Below are 21,429 nucleotides of genomic sequence, written 5' to 3' on the forward strand. Positions count from 1 at the left end.
CTTTGTTTTATCTGTCAGGCCAAAATTTTAATGAAATAAATACCTGGCAAATTCGTTCATTGGCATAGGCCGCCCGTACATATAACCTTGCAAATAATCCACTCTATGGGACTGCAAATAACGCATTTGAGTCTCATTTTCGACACCCTCGGCAATAGTTTGCAGCCCCAACCGAGTGGCTAGATCAATAACATTTCCTACTATATGGCTCGACAACGCATCTGAACCAATCATGCCGACAAAACTTTGGTCAATCTTGAGAAAGTCGACTTTGAATTTCTGCAAATAAGTCAAACTCGAATGACCTGTACCAAAGTCGTCGATGGCAATAAAGACACCTAAAGCATGAAGTTCAGCAAATAATTTATCTGTAGTCGCATCGGCAACTATCAATTTCCGCTCAGTTAATTCCAGCGTGATATTAATTTTATTACCACCAAAAGCCTGAATAAAATGACGGCAGTCATCTACCAGACTAAGATCACGACAGTGATTGGCGCTGATATTAAAACCAAAATGAAAACCCTCAGATAATTGATTGACGTAAGGTGCAAACTTCGCACTGACTTGTTGCATAAGAGAACGGGTCATCGGCACGATAAGTTCACTGTCCTCCGCCATAGGGATAAATTGATTCGGTTGAATTAAACCCTGGCCTGGATGTTGCCAACGCATTAATACTTCACAACCAATCCAGCATTGGTCTTTGCCGCTGACGATCGGCTGCATATAAGGAATAAATTCATTATTTTCTAATGCCTGTTTTAATACTTGCGTGGGAGATGCAGCCCTTCCCGATAACCAGAAAACAAGTGCCGCCGATCCAATGCTCATTAAGATAAAGAAAATCAAGCTACCCCGAGCATATTGCCAGGCATAAGCCAAATATTGTTGATTAGACAATGCGGTACTTAATGAATAAGCGAACTTATCTGAGGCCAGATATAAAGGCTCACCTTTATTGGGAGGACGACCTGAATGTACTTCTCCAGCAGCATCCATCCATCTATTACCAACCCTCAGGTGCAGCTCAATATCACTGCTCAATAGATTAAGAATGCTGCGCAAATAATAACCATCAACGGCAACCAAAATACTGTAATCACCCCGAATATGTCGGTAGACCATTAATGCACGGTCAGGTGTCACATCATTACCTTGCATTAACTCCAATTGTCCATTAACAAATATATCTAAATCAAAAGGGGCGGAAAGTGGCCCATATATTGAAGAACAATAAATATTACTGCCTTTAGCCAAAGAAACAGAGCGAACATCCGGAATCAATACCACCTGATCGCGTAAATTCTGTACCACTTGTAAACAAGGTTTCCCAAGCCCTGTCTCTACCTGGATAGCCGCATGCTGCAAATTATTAAATATCTGGTCGAAACGCGCCCTAGCCTGGAATAACTTGGTTTCGGCATCCTGATGCATATTGCTTTTTGTTTGCGCATAAATAACCACGGCGCCCAACAATAGAAACAGCAATAATACCATAGAAGAAAAACCTAGCCGGGACAGGAACTTATTCAGTCTGAAACGACGAAATGGCATAGTGGATTCCATTGCAAGGCGCTCGTTAATATTACGAACTCAAACGGCAGAAAAACGCCTGCCGGGTCAATATCAGTTATATCTTTCAGCCATGTTACGTCTTATGGATATCTCAGAGGTAATGCTTACGTGATGAACACTAGCATTATCTTCATAGTTCACATAAATAGCTGATTATGACTTCACAAAATGCTTTAACAGTTCGTTAAATATAATATAAAAAAGGCACCGAATGGTGCCTTCCTTGTGATTCAGTACTGTCTTTCAGCTAAGCGTTTATGACTCTAAACAGCTGTTGTTACCAAACAGCAGGTTCTTCGCGTATAAATGGGTTAGTCTGCCGCTCATGTCCGATCGTCGACATCGGGCCATGACCTGGAATAAATGTCATATCATCACCCAAAGGCAACAATTTGGTCCGAATAGAATGAATCAGTTGCTGATGATCACCACGCGGAAAATCACTGCGCCCAACACCACCATTAAAAATAACATCCCCAACTAACGCCAAACGATCTTTCTGATCGATAAAGACGATATGTCCCGGCGTATGCCCTGGACAATGCAACACTGAGAGTTCAGTTGCGCCCACAGTGATTTTATCGCCCTCTTCCAGCCAACGCGTTGGCGTAAAGGCCTCACATTCGCTCAACCCGAACATTCTGCTTTGGGCGGGTAGCCCTTCCAGCCAGAAGGTATCCTCTTTTTCTGGCCCATAAATCGGCACCTGAAAATGTGCAGCTAATTCAGCAGCAGCACCCACGTGATCCAAATGACCGTGGGTCAATAAGATCTGGCTAATCTTAATATCGTGACGAGCAACTTCTGCAATGATCTTGGCGGCTTCACCACCAGGGTCAACCAGGGCAGCCTGCCCTGTCTCTTCGCACCAGATGAGTGTGCAATTTTGGCTAAAAGCCGTCACTGGAATAATTTGATATTTCATAGAACTCCAACCCCAGCACCCTGGATAGATTCAAAGCACTGGCATAAAAATACGCGTTACCAGGATCGTGTTGGCCCAGTATCAATATGCACAAAATTACTGCGAGGGTAATATCCTACACCACCTGCGCGCATTTTTAATGCCGCTTTACGGATATTACTCAATTGAATACCTTCAATATGGAAATCCATCGCTCGCCCTTGTGTGTGGAAACTGTGTTTGGCCACACCACGGCTCCGTTCGCGCAGTTCATTATTTGTATCAAGTGAGCGATAACCTGAAATCAGCTGCACCGGTTTAGTTGTACCGAGAAGGCCTTGCAGGCGGTATAGCTGATCAAAGAGGCGAGGATCGATAGTTTTGACTTTATTGGCTCGATAATCGCGGAATAGATGATTTAAGCGGGAAAGTTCATCTTTATTATAAGTTCTACCGTCAAAGAACTCGGCTTTTATGGACTCACCTGTATTCAAGTTATTCAGGGTCAAGATGCGTGGGCGAGGAGTTGAAAGGGTCGCGAATGCTTGCCCTGGGAGCAGTGACATCCCGAGTGCTACCCCGCCTAACGCTAGCCATTTACGGCGATAATTATCAATTTTATCCATGATCTCTGTTAATACCCGGCAAGAATGTCAAAAGTAAGCACGATCCCATTATGACTTGAAGTCGCAATTGTGTTGGCTGCAACCCCAATGACTTTGGGTATATATGTGCCGTCCCGAACCTTAACCGCCTACGGAAAGCCAGTCAACCCGTATGCAGTACGCATTCACTGTGCGTTTAGTCCAAGTTTATGGGGCATCCCATTAGGAACGCCCATAAGACAACCCGGTATTGAGACCATTAGTTATTGAGTTTTACTGCATTTATTGCAGCAAAAGTTCGGCCTGATGGGAGATTTGTGAACCTGATCTCACCGTCATATCATAATTGTAAATATCTGTTCTAAACTGCGGTTTGCCGTCATCAGCCACCCATGCCGTCAGGTAATAGAGTTGTACCGGAACGCGTTGGCGGATGTTGACATAAGTAGTGTCACCTTGTTTTAAGGCCGAAGATACCCGAGCATCATTCCAGCCTGCATCCTGCAACAACATATTGGCCAAATCAGAGGCTTTATTCACCCGCACACAACCTGAGCTCAGCGCGCGTATATCTTTCTGGAACAAGCCATGATTTGGCGTGTCATGCAGATAGATTGCATCTGAGCTTGGCATATTGAATTTGAACCGCCCTAATGAATTGCTGGCACCTGGTGCCTGGCGCAAGCGGTACGGGAAATTGTTCGGTGAAATCATACTCCAGTCGATCATTGAAGGGTCGACGACTTCAGCATCATTACTCCAACCGGACAATACGGTATAACCATGGCGCTGGAAATAACTGGAATCGTAACGTGCTTTCGGCACGATATCCTGACGCACCAGAGAGGTTGGCACGTTCCACGGCGGGTTCACCACCACATTATTCAGCGCACTACTCATTAATGGTGTTTTACGGCTTGGGCGACCGACAATCACTCGAGACGAAAGCACCTGTGCGCCATTTTTATAATAATTCAGTGAATAGTTTGGAATGTTAACCATGATGCCGTTATCCACCCGCCCTGGCAAAATACGTAAACGCTGAATATTCAATGCCAACAATGTCGCCCTTGTCTGCGGAGAAACATTCAACCACTCACGCGTCCGGGCACCAATAACTCCATCATCACTCAGCCCATGCCAGCGCTGGAAACGTTTGACGGCTTCCATTAGCTCTGGCGTATAGACATTATCGGTCACTGTCGCCGTCACTGGTGCAGAAGATGGAGCAACCACCCCGCCAGTAACCGGCGTATCGGCAACGGGTGCCGCTGATGGACTAACCACCAAACTATGGGCCTGGGCGCGATTTTTCTCTTCATCGACGGAGAGATCGTCATTCACCACTGCCACCGCTGGATTATCAACCGGAATGACTTCCGGCGTTTGTGCCGGTGCCGACGCAACCGGATGCAACATGCCGGTTCTGTCGAGAATCTCCCGTAAAGCAGGAATATCGTCACTTAACTGACCTGGGCGCAAACTCGGGCCATTAGCCATTTGTGGCCATGGGCGTCGGTCTGCCAGCATCTCTTTCAGCGCCTGATGCATTTTTTCGTATTGAGGATGCTGCGGTGCCAGGGATGCCAGGTATGGGGCAGTGGTGCCCTCATGCACCGCTTGCTGCCAACGATTTAGGATCGTAGCAGGCGGCATTACCATCTTGTACGGCACATTACTGTATAACCAGACGCTGCCGTTCGCACCGACACCTGAGATAAAGTGCAAATAGCCCAGCATCGCATCGGATAAAATAACATCGCGAGCCAAACCGGTAATGGCCGGATCACTGAGCCATTTCACCCATTGCATAAATTGCGGTTGAATACCGGAAAGTGCCACTTCCGCTAATTGTTGCTGGAAATGCTGAACAGCGGCCCGGTCTTGCCACATTGGCTGCATATGGTTTGCTGCATAAAGCACAGCCAATTCAGAAGAATAGAACGGCGTAACGTTTTTCGGTAATACCGCCAATAATTGGGAACGGCTTTGTGCCACCGACATGCTTTGTGATGCCGGTGAGCGCGCCGACGATGAATCTACAGGCATGATAGGCGCTGTGGCCGATGCGGTAAATGTCGGCATCAGGCTACAAATTAAAGCGCAATATAACGCGAATGCGCGTTGCGGATTTCTTTTCTCTACCGACATTCTATGCCCCCGGTATGCTTATCTAAGTACGTCATAGTTTGTCGTAACCCTTCTTCCTTGAAGTCGCAGTATGTTAGCGGTTCAGCACAATTCATTGGTTAACTGCAACACCATTTCTTTGGGTATTAATATTATTATACAAACAGAAATACCACTAAGTAGCCAATAATATAAATTTAACCATTTATGTACGCTAACAGATTTCCCTTGCTTATAAAATATAACCCTCAGATGTGACAATAAATAAAAATGGCCGCTAAGCGGCCATTCAAGTGAATTAATTATTATTACGCTCTTATTGAGCAATAATTAACCACAACGTCATTGCTCAACAGGTATCGGTGGCAATGTTGGTATTTCGTTTGCAAAACCGCGCAAACCAACTACGTGTACATGCTCATGATTTTGGAAGACTTTTCGCACCAGCTTATAGGTAGTCCCTTTTTCTGGGCTGATATTTTCTGGCGCAGCAATAATTAATTGCATTTCTAACCGCTCACACAGTTCAAATAATGTCGCGATAGATTTTGCATCCAAACGCGCAGCTTCATCGAGGAACAGCAAGCGGCACGGCGAAATATCTTTACCGCGTAAACGGCGCGATTCTTCTTCCCAACTCTGTACCACCATCACCAGAATAGACATACCAGTACCGATAGCCTCACCGGTAGACAGTGCGCCACTCTCAGCACGTAACCAACCATCTGCACCACGGTTAACTTCAACTTCAAGCTCTAAATAGTTACGATAATCAAGTAACTCTTCACCAATGGTTTGCGGCAAACGTTGCCCCATATCCATTTGCGGGTTCAGGCGCTGATACAGTTTTGCCAGTGCTTCAGAGAAGGTCAGGCGGTTGCTGTTGAACAAGTCCTGATGTTGCTCTTGCTGCTCAGACAGCACATCAAGCAAGGTCGCATGAGCTTCGCGCACATTTACATTCAGCCGCACACTCTTAACCTGGCCGAATGATACCGCTTGCAAGCCCTGATTCAGCATACGAATCCGGTTCTGCTCGCGCTGAATGGTTTTACGAATGATATTCGACACACTTTTCGAACTGATGGCCAGCTTCTGTTCGCGGGCGGTCAACTCTTCGGTCAAACGACCCAGCTCAATTTCCATTTGCTCAATGGCTTCAACTGGATCATCAGTGCGGATGATATCCTGACGAATACGCTCACGCAGATGCTGATACACCGCAATATAGAACTGGATTTTACGCTCAGGCCGTTTGGGATCTTCAGACATGCGCAGCACATCGCGCAAATGCTCATTATCCGCTACCGCCAGACGCAATGCCCCCAGCGCCTTATCCGACATAGAACGCAACTCATCACCATCCATATAGGCCAGCTCTCGGCGATGTAAACGGCGCTCAACACCATTATCTTTCACCATGCGCATCACCGCACACCAACCCGCTTTCGCATTAACCACCTGCTCGCGGATCTGATGATAATCCCGCTCCAGTTTACGCAGTTTCTTCTGCAAACTGTCCATCTCGGCTTCACAGAAAGTCAGTTGTTTTTCCAACTGATTACGGCGCGAACGGTTAGTGCTTAGTGCAGCATGCAGTTCATCACGACGGGTGCGGGCGCGGGCTTCAGCATCGGCATCAGCCTGAACGCCAATATCCACCAATTCCTGACTCAACTCTTTGAGCATGTCACGTTTGGCATCATATGAACTTTTCAATGACGCCAGCACTTGATTGTATTGAGTAAACTGCGCCTGATATTGACGTAACTGCTCACGGGCGCGAGTGCGCTCCGCTTCTGCCTGTTCCAGGCGCTGACGCAGTTTATCATTGAGATCAGAGTTTTCGGTCAACATGCCCGCAGAGTCGGTATAACCGAAGTGCGCGCGACGCTGCACCACTTCAATTAAGGCGAATGCTTGCTGCTTGGCCTGACGCTGACTATTCTGCGCCTGTGTATAGTTCTCTTTTAACTGCTCGTGTTGCTGCGGATCGCTTTGCAGCACCGCCAACAGCGGTTCAAGTTTAGTCAGGGACGCGCCGTGTTTCTGAATATGGCGTGCCGCTTCTTGTGCTTCTGTCAGCTCTTCCGTAATTTCTTCAACACGGTCTGTCAGAGTATCGTCAAGCAGTAACGAAACCAGCGGGATCAAACGGTTAAGGGCTGAAATGCCCTCTTTGGCTTGTTCAAATTGCTGACGTTGTTGCTGATTTTTTTCTTCATGCGCGTTCAGAGCGCGTTCGATTTCACCACGGCGGGTATTCAGCAACCGAATCTCTGCTTCCGGATCAGAGTCGAATGCTACCCCCAGATGAGAACCAATAAACCGGCTGAATGCTTGATGCAAACGTTGTGTTTTCTGCACATCAAACGACAGCGTCGCATAGCGCTCTGCCAGGCTATCGCGTTCTTGATACAGCGCTTCCAGTCGATTTTCACGGGCTGCACGACCAAACAGTGGCACTTCGGGATAGCGGGAGTAACGCCATTGGCGATCGGCAATTTTCACCACCACCGCTTTTTCAAGTTCTTCGACGGCAAAGACACTGTCATCAAATGACTGCGGGTCCCCTTCGATGAGATACAAATCTTCCGGGCAATCTTCCAACCCGGCCAATTGGTCGCGGACCAATGACAAATCAGGCACCACGATACCGTGGCGAGACGGGCCATACAGCGCGGAGAAGTATGGCGCATCATCAAGAGTCACATCGTCGTAAATCTCGGATAACAGCACGCCACCAAAACGCTCGGCCAACGCAATCATCCGCGAATCTTCAGCGCCACTTGGCTGGCTCAAGCGCTCAATTTGTGCATCAATAGCCCGTTTAGTTGCCGCCACTTCGTCACGCTCGACGGTGGTTTCACGCTCGCGCTCCAGCAACTGCTGCATATATTCCGTCACCTGACGGCTGTCTTCCAGCGCTTCACCGCTCTGCTCACTCAGTTGGCTTAGGGCATCTTGTGCCGCCAGCCAAACCGGAGCCCGCGCCGTCAATTCCTGAATTTTGAGCTTAATTTGCTCGAGTTCCTGACGCATTTCCATGCGCCGCTCGCCGGCATCACTAACACTGAGGGAAAGCTCTTCAACCTGTGATTCTAATTCACGTTGCAGCTCTTCCAGTTCTTCCGGCTGATAGGCTTGTCCTTGACGTTTGCAGAACTCTTGCAATAAACGCTCGGCATCTTGCTGGGCGCGTAAACGCTGCTCCAACTCGGACAACCGCATACGCAATGGCTGAACGCGTTCGGCCAAATGTTGCTGCGACGGCCAATCACGCAATAATTCGCGGGCAGTTTGCCAGGCCTCACTGCGGCTAACCTGACCGGCGATGCTCACCACCAACTGATAGGCTTGCTCAAACTGGCTGTGTGCGGCATCAGCAACACTCAGTTTTTGCTCAAGCTGCAATAACGCCTCTGTAGCTTCCTGCTCTTTGGCCTGGAAAGTTTCCAGCCAATCTTCGGCGTTATCCGCCGTTAATTCAGGTAGCTGGCACAACTCACGAGCGCGTTCCAGCGCGTGTAATGCTTGCTGATACTGAATGGCGCGGGTCTGCTGTACATCCAGCGCTTGCTGATAGTCAGCCAACTGGCTTTTCAGTTCATCCACTTCCAGCTCAGCGGCTTCGGCACGGGCTTCGTTATCAGCCTGCTGTTCGCTGGCCTCTGCGACAACTTCATTTTGCTCTTCCAGCCGGTAAGTCAGCTCTTCCAAATCACTTTGGTAGCGCTCGATTTTTTCTTGCTGGCGCATCGCGGTTTGCACCAGACTCAGGTGGTCGCTGGCGGCCTGATAATCCGTTTCGAGATCAGATTCAGCCCCACTTTGCTCGGCTAATTCGCGGGACATTTCAACATGGCGATACTGCTCGGTCACCAGTTGCTTACGGCTGGCCAGCAACTCACGGCGCAACACCAACGCGCCATCAAGATGAATGCGTCGCTCATTGGCATGGCGCATATAGTCAGCGGCAACGTAGGAAGTCGCCTCGGAGATCAGATGCTTAAACAGGTCACGGTCAGATTGGGTGACACGGATGGCCTCAAGGGTCATACGGTTTTCGCGTAGCGCCGCTTCCATATCCTGGAAGGCTTTACGTACACCACTGTTTTCTGGCAATAAATAGTCGCGCAGCGAGCGGGTGATGGCGCTGGAAATACCACCGTACAATGAGGCTTCAATCAAACGATAGAATTTGCTGCGGTCAGCAGAAGAGCGCAGGCGTTTTGGAATCACACCCAAATCAAACATCAGTGAATGGTAATCGGTGATGGAGTTAAATTGTTTAAACTGCACCCCCTCCATCTCTTCGACACGTTCTTTCAGCTCTTGCAATGACAACACGCGCGCCTGGCGCTCACCGACAACCTCGGTGAGGATCTGTGTTGGTTGGATCGCAGTTGGAAGCCCTTGAATGGTAAAAGGTTTGATATCAACTTTACGATCGCGCCCTGCGACTTGTTGCAAGCGTACCCCGACAACCACGCGCTGGTGGCGGGAGTTGACCACATCTAACGTGGAGTAACATACGCCGGCGCGCAATTTACCGTGCAAACCTTTATCACGAGAGCCGCTGGTAGCACCCGCTTCGGTGGTGTTACGAAAGTGCAGCAAGGTCAAATCTGGGATCAATGCTGTGACGAAAGCCGCCATGGTGGTGGATTTACCCGCACCATTACCACCGGATAAGGTGGTAACCAACTCATCAAGATCGAATGTTCGGGCAAAGAAGCCATTCCAGTTAACCAAGGTCAGTGAGCGAAATTTACCGCGTTCAATCATTCCTGTTCATCCTCTGCACTGTCCGTTGCATTTCTCATGGTGATGTCGTTTTCATCGCTTTCATCATGGAGTGACAGACTATTTTCGACCGCCATGGCTTCACCATCGCGGATCATGCGCAACTGAGCTTCACGTGGGTCATCACCACTGCGCACATCGGCACCGAAACGAAACACCGCTTCAGTGATACGAAACTTGCTGCTGTCATTGCCCATAAAGTAGATCATGCCCAAACGGCGTAGCCGGTTGAGTGAGGTGCGTACTTTTTCCTGCAACTTCTGCTTATCTAAATCCGAACCGGTTGAGCGCTGGTTAACGAACTTCAGCAATTTGCTCTCATCAGCCAGGCTCAGCAGCTCTTCATACAACTCGTGTTGGGCGAAGATACCTTCATGAGCCAGACGTTCCGGGCTGAGATACAGATAACAAAGAATTTTACCCACCATCATATCCAACTCAGATAACACTGAGCGCGGGATAAGAGTGGTAGAACGTGGCCGCAGATAGAAGAAACCTTCTGGTGCGCGAATTAACTCCACGTTATAACGGGTATAGAACTCTTCTAATTGTTCCTGAAAATCCATCAGGAAAGCATGATTATCCAACTCATCAATGCCGATATGACGACCAGCGCGCAACTGGCTATCCAGTGCCGGAAACAGTGAATTGGCCAATGCCTGAGCCAGCTTAACCGGCATTACTACTTCAATATTTGTTGATGACATGTGCCTGCACCTTGGCTCCGTAATCATTGATTGCCAGCCATTCGGCTGGTAACCCTGAGAAATCGGCTTCGGCCACACCAAGGCGAACTGCCTGGTCGACCAGGATACGAGCCACGTCAAAATGACGAGCACGCGGATATTGCGCGAGGTAATCGCGCATGACTTCCCCCAGATTGAGCGGCAGTTTTTGTTGTTGATACACTAACAACGCCTGTTCAATCATGGCGGCCAACTGCTCACGGATGGCATTAAACTCTTCAAACTCCAGGTCCGGCGGCAGTTCCCCAGTTACCTCTTCACTACGCAGCGACAACTCTTCATCGCGCATATCCAACAAACGATCTGCATTGGCGTAGGTTAAGGCCCAAGGGCTATCAAAATAATTTTGCACTGACTGGCGCAAGCGCTGAGCGAATACCCGGTTTTTATCCATATCAATCGCAGTACGGATAAATTTATGCACATGACGGTCATAGCCAATCCACAGATCAATCGCCTGTTGACCCCAACTGATAATACGGTCAAGTTTACTTTGTAAATCAAAGACCAATTTATCAACCAACTCCAAACCGGCATTGCCGATGGTGGCTTCTTGAATACGCAATAAATTCGCCTGAAGTTTGTCACCAGCCGCTTCCAGCGTATCTTGTAGTTCGCGCAGTGTACCGGAGGTTTCTGACAGCAGCATTTCGCAACTGGCAATGGCGGCACGCCAATCCTGGTTCAGTAGTGCTGCGATATCTTCTTTGACGCTATGTTGCTGCTCGTCCATCAAACGCTGCGTCATATCGATACTGTCAAAGATTTCAGCAACTGAATATTTAAGTGGGGCAAAGACATTACGGTGCCAGTGGAATTCGTCACCGCCCTCTTCTGCTGCTTCGGCAGCCCGTTGCAGCTCTTGCGCCACAATCGATAACTGCATCGACAACCGCAGAGTGGAAAACTCACGTTGGCGGATATAGTAATCGGTGATACCAATGCCCAATGGAGTCAGGCGATAAATAGCATTGCCATCGGCCATTTCGCTGGTAAAGCGGTTAAGCAAACGCTGGCGCACCATATCATTGATGGCGTTATTAGCGCGCACTGCCACGGTTTCTGTCGTTTGTTCAAAACCTTTGCTGACGTGACGAAATGCATCAACCAACTCGCCTTCGCTCATTTCACCGTCCAGCCGCTCACCGTTTAAGGTAGCAATAGCCATAAGAAAGGCCAGACGCTCTGTTGGCAGAGTAATCGAAAAATCATTTTTCCGCGCCCAGGCGACCAGTTCGGGTACTGTCTGGGAAAATTCACTCATAATGGGTCCTTCAGATTCGGCTTAAACGCCATGACATGCACGTAGCGCCCCAAACTGATAAAGGGCTCCTGCCGGCAATAGCGCTGTTCCAACGCCAATAATTCAGCAAACTCATCAACTTGTTGCTGTTTATTTTTCATGTAATCGTGAAACACCCGCACTCCCGTCTTACCGCTAATGGATAAACCCATTTGCTCAAGCCAACCATATACCGTCGGGGGATCTAAAGGGTATTGCGGCGACAACGAGCGCTGCCGACGTCTTTTAACGCCCGGTATCGCCAATTGAAAGTTACCTAATACCGCATTACGCATCACCAGTCCATTGGCATTGAAAAACATCAACGATAGCGCGCCACCTGGGTTTAGCGCATTAAAAAGTATTTGCAGAACTTGTTGTTGCTCTGCAACCCATTCTAAAACCGCATGGAACAATATCAGATCAACGGGCTGTGCTAAATGTTGGGTGATGTCCTGAGCCGCACTTTGTACAAATTGCATGTTGTGGCTCACACCTTTTTCTTCAGCCGCAACTTTTGCACGCTGGATCATCTCGGCAGACAGGTCACATAATAGAACCTGATGGCCCAATGCCGCCAATTGGCAAGCCATATGCCCTTCACCACCACCTGCATCTAAGATCCGTAACGGGCGTTGCGGCAACTGCGCTAACAGCTCGGTGATATCTTGCCACACCACCGCCTGACGGATCATTCCCTTCGTCGTACCGTAGATATTGCGCGAGAACTTCTCGGCAATATCATCGAAATTGCGATCCTGCATGGACACTTGCTCCGCTATCACTATTGATTTGCCGCCCTTGCTTGATAGAAACTCGCAAATCAATGGCTATAACAAAAAGAATGACTACCAACCTGCTATTTTGGCACAGCCTGACTTAGAATAAATCTTCTTGACCCGTAATCATCACCAAATGCCGTTTTTTCAGCCAAAAGGTCCCCGTTTTTATGCTTTTTACCCTAAAGAAGTTTGTCGGCGGCTTATTAATGCCACTGCCCTTTCTGCTTATCGTTATGGGGTTGGCGTTAATCTTATTGTGGTTTACCCGCTGGCAAAAAAGCGGCAAAACGCTTTTCGCACTAAGTTGGCTGGTATTATTACTTATTAGCCTGCAACCAGTCGCTGATCGCCTATTATTACTGCTGGAAAAACAATACGCCACATATCAGGGAAACGACCCGGTAGATTACATTGTTGTCCTCGGTGGCGGCTACACGTTTAATCCGAATTGGGCGCCAAGTGCTAATTTATTCGCAAATAGTTTGCCTAGAGTAACGGAGGGAGTCAGGCTATATCGCGCCCATCCCAACACCAAAATGGTGTTTACCGGTAGCGCCGGGCCGAACAGCCAAAGCAGCGCGAGAACAGCGGCACAGGTAGCGGAAAGTTTAGGGGTTCCAGCAGCAGATATTATTGCCTTGGAACAGCCGAAAGATACTGTTGAAGAAGCGGCAGCAGTAGCAACCGTGGTGGGTGATAAACCTTTTTTGTTAGTCACTTCAGCCAGTCATTTGCCCAGAGCGATAAAATTCTTTACCGCCAAGGGGCTGCACCCTATTCCTGCCCCAGCCAATCAATTAGCTATTACTACCCCATTACATAGCTGGGAGCGCACTATTCCGGCAGCAACCTATTTAGGCCATTCCGAGCGCGCCTGGTATGAAACATTGGGGCTACTGTGGCAAAAGTTAACGGGCAACAAAAATGATGAATAAATTAGTTCAACCAAGGGAGAAGCTGTCGCGTAGCATTATCAAATAAAGTGCGGTCCAAATTGCCGGTATGAATAAAACGGGAAACCAGTTCCCAAAGAGTATAAAGCCAGCGGCGCGCCACAAAGGATTCAGAGACCGGCGCTTTGCTAAGATAGCGATAAAATAGCTGACTTGGCATGCCATCTTCACTGAGGCGGAATAAATCATACTCGCGCGGTGCCCAGAGCATTGGGCCGGGATTAAGCATCGCCAATAATTGATCACTGCGGGGGTCTTTGAGCATACTGCGCAAAGTCAAATTGCCGTGAACCAGTACCGAACTGTCGTCAAAACCGGCGAAAAGTGCATTTAACGATGCCCGTGCACGATAAAGCACCGCGCGATCTTCCAAAGTCATCACCGGCGAATTCATATTAGATAGCGTGGCCCACAGCACTTCAACTCGTTGCTGATACCAACTAAACCAATCATTCTCTTGTGTGCTGTCAACATTGCCGACACAGCCATGGCTATCAATCCGGTGCCAGGCTAATACGCCTTCAACTATCTGATCCATCAGCGCATTCCAACGCTCTCCTGTCCGAGTGGGCGCTTCTACTGAAACACCCCGTAAGCGTTCCATCAACAGAATTTCTTTATAAGGGGATTGGTGGGTCATGACCAAACCGTACACCGTCGGCAAACGGATATCGCCTTCGCGCGCGAGCATTGACAATTTATAGGCCTCTTGCTGTGCAATCCCCTGACAGACATAACTCTTTGCCAACAATGGGATAGCCTGCCCCTGCTGATTATACATCGCATACAAGTGGGCATAGGGCTGCTCGCTGATGCGTTCAAGGCGGGTAATAGACTCCCCAAGCACGACACTCAACTCAGCTTTCAGCTGTTCCATAAGGCTTTGTCCGATTATCTGACGAAATAGATAATTCATAATGAGATGATGGGCTGAATATTTCCAGAATGCAGATCAAATAACATCCACAATAAAAATCAAACCCGTAGAATCGGAATAAAGTGGGGATATAAAGGCAGGAATAATGACGCCAGACCCTATCAGTCTGGCGTAGAAATCTGAACAATAATTATTTATTGAGCATAATAGCTCTAACTCTGTCCAAATCTTCTTGAGTATCAACACCAACTGCCGGCACCGCTTTTGCCACAGCTACGTGAATTTTTTCACCGTACCACAACACTCGCAATTGCTCTAACAGCTCAATTTGCTCAAGTTGACTCGGTGCCCAATTAACATAACGGCGCACAAAGCCGGCGCGATAAGCATAAATACCAATATGCCGTAAGAAACAATCGCCGATGGTTTCTTTAGACTGCGCAAAGCGCTCTCTTTCCCACGGGATAGTTGCGCGCGAGAAATACAGCGCATAGCCTTGTGCATCCATCACCACTTTCACGGCATTAGGGTTAAAGGCTTCCTCGCTGCTTTCAATCGGCACAGCCAATGTCGCCATACCTGCATGAGAGGCTGCTAAATTATCAGCAACCTGGCGGATAATCATTGGCGGCACCAATGGCTCATCCCCTTGCACATTGACGATAATATCATCATCAGCAAAACCATAGCGTTCAATGACTTCTGCTAAGCGCTCAGTACCAGATTGATGATCGGCCCGGGTCAGACACACTTCGCCGCCCGCCGCCTCAACCGCTTTCACCACTTCCGGATGGTCTGTTGCCACAATCACCCGGGAAGCACCTGACTCCAACGCTCGCTCCATCACATGTACTACCATCGGTTTGCCAGCGATATCCGCCAGTGGCTTGCCAGGTAGACGGGTTGAAGCATAACGGGCGGGAATTATAGCAATGAAACTCATGCGTGTTTCTCATCAATTGACAGTGGGCGGGCTTCGTTTTCTAACAATACCGGGATGCCATCACGCACCGGGTAAGCCAGATTGTCAGCTTTGCATACCAATTCAAGGTTTTCTTTATTGAAGTACAACTTACCGTTGCAGACAGGACAGGCAACGATCTCGAGTAAACGGTGGTCCATACATCCTCCAAAATGGAGTTTAGCCAGCAGGAAAGTGGTCGAGGATACCATATCCGCCGATTCAGGTTAACTGCGTCGATGCCATCATGCATATCAGATATTGATAACAAAGGGTTATGTTAATCAACCTCAAGATAAGTAAATACAACCCACGGTCGGGATAATAAATGTTGGTTTTGTTATTGATATGTTGAATTTCGAGGAGTATTATTTTGTGACTGACATCACACAATTATGTACATCGAGTAAGAAATGAAAGTATTCCATAAAATTATTGCGCTGTTTGCTAACTTCAGCAACTAAACCGCAAAAAACAAATAGAAGCACCTGCAAAAAAGCCCGGCGACAGAAAAACTGTCGAACAGAGGCAAAAAAACTAACGGCTACCCTTGGGTAGCCGTTTGCTTAGAAAGCGATCACATCTGCTGCTGACGGCCCGTGAATACTACGATAAGTAGAAAATTCAACGTTCTGCCCTTCACTTAGTGATTTGTTTTTGGTGTTGGCAATAGCTGTCTTGCTGACATACACATCCAAACTACCGTCGTGTGGTGAAATAAAACCGTAGCCTTCAGACTGATTGAACCATTTCACGCGACCCATTTTTAACGTCATAATAAATTTCCTTTTACTGGGCATCCTAACAACTCATTTTTATTTATTGTTTAGATGCAGTTGCCCATCCTAAAGTTTTCTGATTAAACCTCTATGAGCTTGATTATATGAAAAAACCCGCATAATCGCGGGTTTTAGAATTTTGCTATCCGGAGAGATGACTAACACATCAGCATCATCAATTTCCAGGATCATTCAAACATTATATTTCTGTATTACAGAGCAACAACGTTTGCAGCAGCCGGCCCGCGCGGGCTGTCTTGGATGGTGTATTAAACACGCTGGCCTTCAGCCAAAGTCTTGAAACCATCAGTTGCGATAGCAGAGAAGTGAACAAACACATCTTTACCGCCATCATGCTGTTCAATGAAACCAAAACCTTTAGCTTCGTTGAACCACTTAACTTGACCAGTCTTCTTAGACATAATTCTTACCTTTACTATCAAATACAAATACTAATAAATCTGCCATAAGGCACTCTACGCCATTGGAATAGCGGGTCTGCAACAGGAACATTACTTATGGGAGTTACTTATCGGAGATACTAGGAGGTTCGTCTTTGAAGCGGCATCAAAAGATAACGTCTTGGGAGGAACTGCTTTGCTTTACTCTCGTACACTCTTACACATAAATAGGTCTGTAATACAGGCCGGCAGCTATTTACTCACAAAATATATCCCCATGCAACTACTTTATCCGGAAATATGTAGCAAACAGTAGTATCAATGAGATGCCACGCATAAAAAACCAATATTATCCGCGAGATCCCCGCAATTTACCGATATCAACCTAAAATAAAAACTGAACATCTACGCCATTATTTGGCAATTTTGTGCCTCAGTTGGCCCAAAGGAGCAACCTGATTATGAGCCATCAGCCATTTGTCCCACCCGACGAGATTCGCGCCAGATTCTCCAGTGCAATGTCGGATATGTATCAGGTTGAAGTTCCGTTATACGGGGCTTTATTGCAATTAGTCGCCGAAACGAATCGCCACACTATGGAGCAACAGCCAGAGCTGAGTCGCCATTTACGTCAAACCGGTGAAATTGAACGATTAAATCTGGAACGGCATGGCGCAATCCGGGTGGGAACTGCCGCCGAACTGGCAACCTTGCGCCGTTTGTTTGCCGTTATGGGTATGTTTCCAGTTGGCTATTATGACCTGGCCCCGGCTGGGGTCCCCGTTCACTCTACGGCATTTCGTGCTGTGCATGAGGCTTCACTACAAGCCAGCCCATTCAGAATTTTTACTTCTTTACTGCGTTTGGAGTTGATTGAACAACCGCAATTACGGCAACGGGCTGCGGATATTCTTGCTAAAAGAAACATTTTCACGCCACGTGCTATTGAATTGATTGTTAAGCATGAAACCGCAGGAGGGCTGACCAGCCAGGAGGCAGATGATTTTATTATTCAGTCACTGGAAACATTCCGCTGGCATAACCAGGCGACTGTCAGTGCAGAGATTTATCAGCAACTCCATGATCAGCATCGACTAATTGCAGATGTTGTGGCTTTTAAGGGACCGCATATTAACCACTTAACCCCAAGGACACTGGATATAGACGCAGTACAAATTGCCATGCCACAGCACAACATTACCCCTAAAGCAGTAATCGAAGGGCCACCTCCACGCCATTGCCCAATATTGCTGCGACAAACCAGTTTCAAGGCCATGGAGGAAAAAGTCGCTTTTATCTCGCCCAATGGCGAAATTATTCAGGGGCATCATACTGCCCGTTTTGGTGAAATAGAGCAGCGCGGTGCGGCACTGACGGCGAAAGGCCGCCATCTCTATGACCGTTTGCTGCAAGCAGCACAAGATCAACTACAAGTTCCGGCGAATGAGGAAAATGCGGCGCAATATATGGCTATTCTTAGCGAGCAGTTCAGCCAATTTCCGGATGATTACCCGACAATACGCGCTCAGAAACTGGCTTTCTTCCGCTATTTCCCGACAGAGAAAAGCCTTAAAGCCCCAACAGACCTAATGCAAGGTTTAACCTTAGATGAGTTAATTGATGCCGGATTGATCCAATTCGAGCCGTTGGTTTATGAAGATTTTCTGCCAGTTAGTGCCGCCGGTATTTTCCAATCAAATTTAGGCGATAAAGAGAAAAGTCATTTTACCGGGCACTCCAGCAAGCAGAATTTCCAACACGACTTGGGGGCTGAAATTATCGATGAACTGCAATTATATGAAGAAACTCAGCAACGTTCGCTCACTGCATGCGCAGCAGCCCTGAAGCTCGCATCCCTGAGTCTCTAACTGAGATTACGCAGAACGGCGGGATAGTACCTGGATCTTCAGCAGTAATTGTTCAGCTTGATCAGGAGGTAACTGCGCATCTACCGGCAAATACCACCAGTTGGGCTGAGCAAAAGCCCGGCACTTAACAGCATCTTTTTCAGTCATCAGCAAAATTTGTGGCCCGGAAGTCAGCGAACTCAGTTGGGCTAATGAATAATCCTGATGATCGGCGAAGGCATATTCCTTTTTGGGGGCAAGACCAAGCAGATTCAATGTGGCGAAAAAACGTGGGGGATGACCAATACCGGCCATGGCAATAACATGCTGTAGTTGCTGTGCCGGACAACGTTCCCCCGTCACCAAATTGACAGCTTCCCGTGCAACCAGGTGCATCGGTATCTCGCCAGTTGCAGCGATACCACCATTGGTTATCACTGCATCAACTGAGCGCAATCGCCCAGCTCGTTCGCGCATCGGGCCAGCCGGTAGCCACCAACCATTGCCAAAGCGGCGCACACCGTCAATCACCACCAGCTCAAAATCTCGCTGTAATGCATAATGCTGTAAACCATCATCAGTGATGATGAAATCCAGATCATGAGATTTCAGTAATGCTTTGACTGCATCAGAGCGCTTTGGCGAGACAGCAACTGGGGCACCGGTGCGCTGATAAATCAAAACTGGCTCATCGCCAGCTTGAGACGTTGTAGTGCTGTTTGAGAGCAGTAATGGATACACATCTGATTTGCCACCGTAACCACGGGACACAACACCAATGCGATAACCCCGCTGTTTAAGCTGTTCCACCAGCCAAATAACGACCGGTGTTTTGCCATTGCCGCCCGCAGTTAAGTTACCCACAATGATAACCGGCACAGGGGCGCGCCATGCAGAGCGCAGCCCCAAAGTATAACTGATGCGGATAAGCCAGGTGATAGCACCATATAGCCAGGACAGCGGCAGCAGGAGCAAATATAGCCAAGACTTTCCCGACCAGATACGCTCAATCATTGGCCAAACTGCATACGGTTAAGCTGAGCATAAACGCCCTTTTTCGCTAGCAATTCAGCATGCATACCACGTTCCACAATGCGCCCATCCTCAATCACCAGGATCTCATCGGCTTTCTCAATAGTTGATAACCGGTGGGCGATAACCAGTGAAGTCCGGTTTTTTTGCAACTCATCCAGTGCAGACTGAATTGCCCGCTCAGATTCAGTATCCAGCGCCGAGGTGGCTTCATCCAAAATCAATATTGGGCAATCCCGTAGGAGCGCTCGTGCAATCGCAATACGCTGGCGCTGACCACCGGAGAGCATGACGCCATTTTCACCAATAACAGTGTCCAGGCCATTTTCCATTTTATTGATAAAGTCCATCGCATAGGCCATGCGTGCAGCTTCTTCAATTTCAGCACGGCTGTATTGCTCATCACGGGCATAAGCAATGTTATTAGCAACCGTATCATTGAACAGATGAACATTTTGCGACACCAATGCGACCTGATTGCGTAATGCCCCCAGTCGGTAATCGCGCAAATCATGGCCATCCAACAATATACTGCCTTCGCTGACATCATAGAAACGGGTCATTAAATTGGCGATAGTTGACTTACCCGAACCTGAGCGCCCCACCAATGCAACCGTTTTACCGGCTTCAATATGCATATTGATGTCATTCAGTGCTGGAGTATCTTTGCCCGGATAGTAGAACGTCACATGGCGGAATTCTATTTCGCCTTTAGCACGATCAACTTCCAGTTTACCCTCGTCTTTTTCCTGCTCCATATCCAGAATGGTGAACAATGTCTGACAAGCAGCCATCCCACGTTGGAATTGAGCATTCACATTGGTCAGTGACTTCAACGGGCGCATCAATGCAATCATGGCTGAGAAAACCACGGTAATAGTACCAGCGGTCAAGGTTTCCATTACACTTGGGAAACTTGCTGCATACAGTACAAATGCCAGGGCAAAGGAAGCAATCAACTGAATGATAGGGTCTGAAATAGAAGACGCAGAAACCAATTTCATCCCTTGCTGACGCATACGGTTACTGACAGCTTCAAAGCGCTCAGTTTCAACTTTCTGGCCACCGAAGATCAAAACTTCTTTATGCCCTTTCAGCATTTGCTCTGCACTGGTGGTCACTTCCCCCATGGTACTTTGCATATTTTTGCTGATATTACGAAAACGCTTAGAAACCAGGCGAATAGAAACCGACACGATTGGTGCAATGACGATTAAAATCAGCGACAACTGCCAGCTGTAATAAAACATCATAATAAACAAACCGATAATCGAGGCCCCTTCCCGCACCACTGTAACCAGTGCGCCAGAAGAAGATGCTGCTACCTGCTCAGAGTCATAAGTAATGCGCGATAACAGCGTGCCGGTTGATTGCTGGTCAAAAAAGGAAACAGGCATCCCCATCATATGGCTGAATAAGCGGCGACGGATATGCATCACCACTTTGCCAGATACCCATGAGATGCAATAGCTAGAAACAAAACCAGTTACACCACGAACCACCATCAAGCCAATAACAGCCAGAGGCATCCATTTTAGAATAGAGCTGTTAGCCTTGCCAAAACCATCGTCGAGCAAGGGTTTCAGTAACGACAGCATAAAAGTGTCACTGGCAGCATTAAGAATTAATGCTATTGCCGCAACAACAAGGCCTGTCTTATAAGGAGAGATCAATGGCCAGAGGCGACGAAACGTCTGCCAAGTGGATAGATCTTTATCATTCATCATGCAAATACCAGCACCAGAA

At 47.9% G+C, this 21,429-nt stretch carries 16 protein-coding genes and 1 pseudogene; 2 read left to right on the forward strand and 15 right to left on the reverse strand.

The features are described from left to right. Positions 1-27: 27 nt before the first annotated feature. The 8 genes from FTB31_RS02760 to cmoM form a co-directional block, all read right to left on the reverse strand. Complete coding sequence (locus FTB31_RS02760) at positions 28-1,557, reverse strand: EAL domain-containing protein (protein WP_050078437.1); 1,530 nt, start codon at positions 1,555-1,557, stop codon at positions 28-30. A gap of 298 nt (positions 1,558-1,855) precedes the next feature. Then, entirely contained in the window at positions 1,856-2,503 is a 648-nt protein-coding gene (locus tag FTB31_RS02765; protein WP_050078439.1) for an MBL fold metallo-hydrolase, read from the reverse strand. Positions 2,504-2,559: 56 nt separating this feature from the next. Then, a complete protein-coding gene (locus tag FTB31_RS02770) occupies positions 2,560-3,108 on the reverse strand; it encodes a YcbK family protein (RefSeq protein ID WP_050078440.1) in 549 nt (182 codons plus the stop codon). A 261-nt stretch (positions 3,109-3,369) separates the two neighbouring features. Beyond that, complete coding sequence (gene ldtD, locus FTB31_RS02775) at positions 3,370-5,238, reverse strand: L,D-transpeptidase (RefSeq protein WP_227731082.1); 1,869 nt, start codon at positions 5,236-5,238, stop codon at positions 3,370-3,372. Positions 5,239-5,559: 321 nt separating this feature from the next. Continuing rightward, complete coding sequence (gene mukB / locus FTB31_RS02780; protein WP_077294876.1) at positions 5,560-10,005, reverse strand: chromosome partition protein MukB; 4,446 nt, start codon at positions 10,003-10,005, stop codon at positions 5,560-5,562. After that, positions 10,002-10,730 carry a chromosome partition protein MukE gene (gene mukE, locus FTB31_RS02785; protein WP_050078444.1) on the reverse strand — a complete coding sequence of 243 codons (729 nt, stop codon included), beginning with the start codon at positions 10,728-10,730 and terminating at the stop codon, positions 10,002-10,004. Before mukE ends, mukB begins: the two co-directional genes overlap by 4 nt. Next, positions 10,711-12,033: a chromosome partition protein MukF gene (mukF, locus tag FTB31_RS02790; RefSeq protein ID WP_050078445.1), complete on the reverse strand. Its 1,323-nt coding sequence runs from the start codon at positions 12,031-12,033 to the stop codon at positions 10,711-10,713. Before mukF ends, mukE begins: the two co-directional genes overlap by 20 nt. Beyond that, positions 12,030-12,815: a tRNA uridine 5-oxyacetic acid(34) methyltransferase CmoM gene (gene cmoM / locus FTB31_RS02795; protein WP_050078446.1), complete on the reverse strand. Its 786-nt coding sequence runs from the start codon at positions 12,813-12,815 to the stop codon at positions 12,030-12,032. Before cmoM ends, mukF begins: the two co-directional genes overlap by 4 nt. A gap of 185 nt (positions 12,816-13,000) precedes the next feature. Between cmoM and elyC the strand changes: the two genes are divergently transcribed. After that, positions 13,001-13,768, forward strand: coding sequence for an envelope biogenesis factor ElyC (elyC, locus tag FTB31_RS02800; protein WP_227731083.1), 768 nt, complete (start codon positions 13,001-13,003; stop codon positions 13,766-13,768). 1 nt (position 13,769) lies between these two features. Here the strand turns inward: elyC and FTB31_RS02805 are convergent, their stop codons facing one another. From FTB31_RS02805 to FTB31_RS02825, 5 genes and pseudogenes are all read right to left on the reverse strand, one after another. After that, a complete protein-coding gene (locus tag FTB31_RS02805) occupies positions 13,770-14,663 on the reverse strand; it encodes a YcbJ family phosphotransferase (protein WP_050078449.1) in 894 nt (297 codons plus the stop codon). A gap of 190 nt (positions 14,664-14,853) precedes the next feature. Continuing rightward, complete coding sequence (gene kdsB / locus FTB31_RS02810) at positions 14,854-15,606, reverse strand: 3-deoxy-manno-octulosonate cytidylyltransferase (RefSeq protein ID WP_050078450.1); 753 nt, start codon at positions 15,604-15,606, stop codon at positions 14,854-14,856. Beyond that, the gene (locus FTB31_RS02815; RefSeq protein WP_004700032.1) at positions 15,603-15,785 is read right to left on the reverse strand and encodes a Trm112 family protein; all 183 of its coding nucleotides are present in this window, start codon (positions 15,783-15,785) and stop codon (positions 15,603-15,605) included. Before FTB31_RS02815 ends, kdsB begins: the two co-directional genes overlap by 4 nt. Positions 15,786-16,190: 405 nt before the next feature. Continuing rightward, a complete protein-coding gene (locus tag FTB31_RS02820) occupies positions 16,191-16,400 on the reverse strand; it encodes a cold-shock protein (protein ID WP_049605340.1) in 210 nt (69 codons plus the stop codon). A 275-nt stretch (positions 16,401-16,675) separates the two neighbouring features. Next, a pseudogene (locus tag FTB31_RS02825) lies at positions 16,676-16,825 on the reverse strand (cold-shock protein); the annotation flags it as partial. A gap of 440 nt (positions 16,826-17,265) precedes the next feature. Here FTB31_RS02825 and hglS point away from each other — a divergent pair. Then, positions 17,266-18,672, forward strand: a complete 1,407-nt coding sequence (gene hglS / locus FTB31_RS02830) for a 2-oxoadipate dioxygenase/decarboxylase HglS (RefSeq protein ID WP_227731084.1) — start codon at positions 17,266-17,268, stop codon at positions 18,670-18,672. A 6-nt stretch (positions 18,673-18,678) separates the two neighbouring features. Here the strand turns inward: hglS and lpxK are convergent, their stop codons facing one another. After that, positions 18,679-19,665, reverse strand: coding sequence for a tetraacyldisaccharide 4'-kinase (gene lpxK / locus FTB31_RS02835; RefSeq protein ID WP_077173893.1), 987 nt, complete (start codon positions 19,663-19,665; stop codon positions 18,679-18,681). Next, the gene (msbA, locus tag FTB31_RS02840; protein ID WP_020283040.1) at positions 19,662-21,410 is read right to left on the reverse strand and encodes a lipid A ABC transporter ATP-binding protein/permease MsbA; all 1,749 of its coding nucleotides are present in this window, start codon (positions 21,408-21,410) and stop codon (positions 19,662-19,664) included. Before msbA ends, lpxK begins: the two co-directional genes overlap by 4 nt. Between the last annotated feature and the right edge of the window lie 19 nt (positions 21,411-21,429).

This window comes from Yersinia proxima (assembly GCF_902170785.1).
Classification (GTDB): domain Bacteria; phylum Pseudomonadota; class Gammaproteobacteria; order Enterobacterales; family Enterobacteriaceae; genus Yersinia; species Yersinia proxima.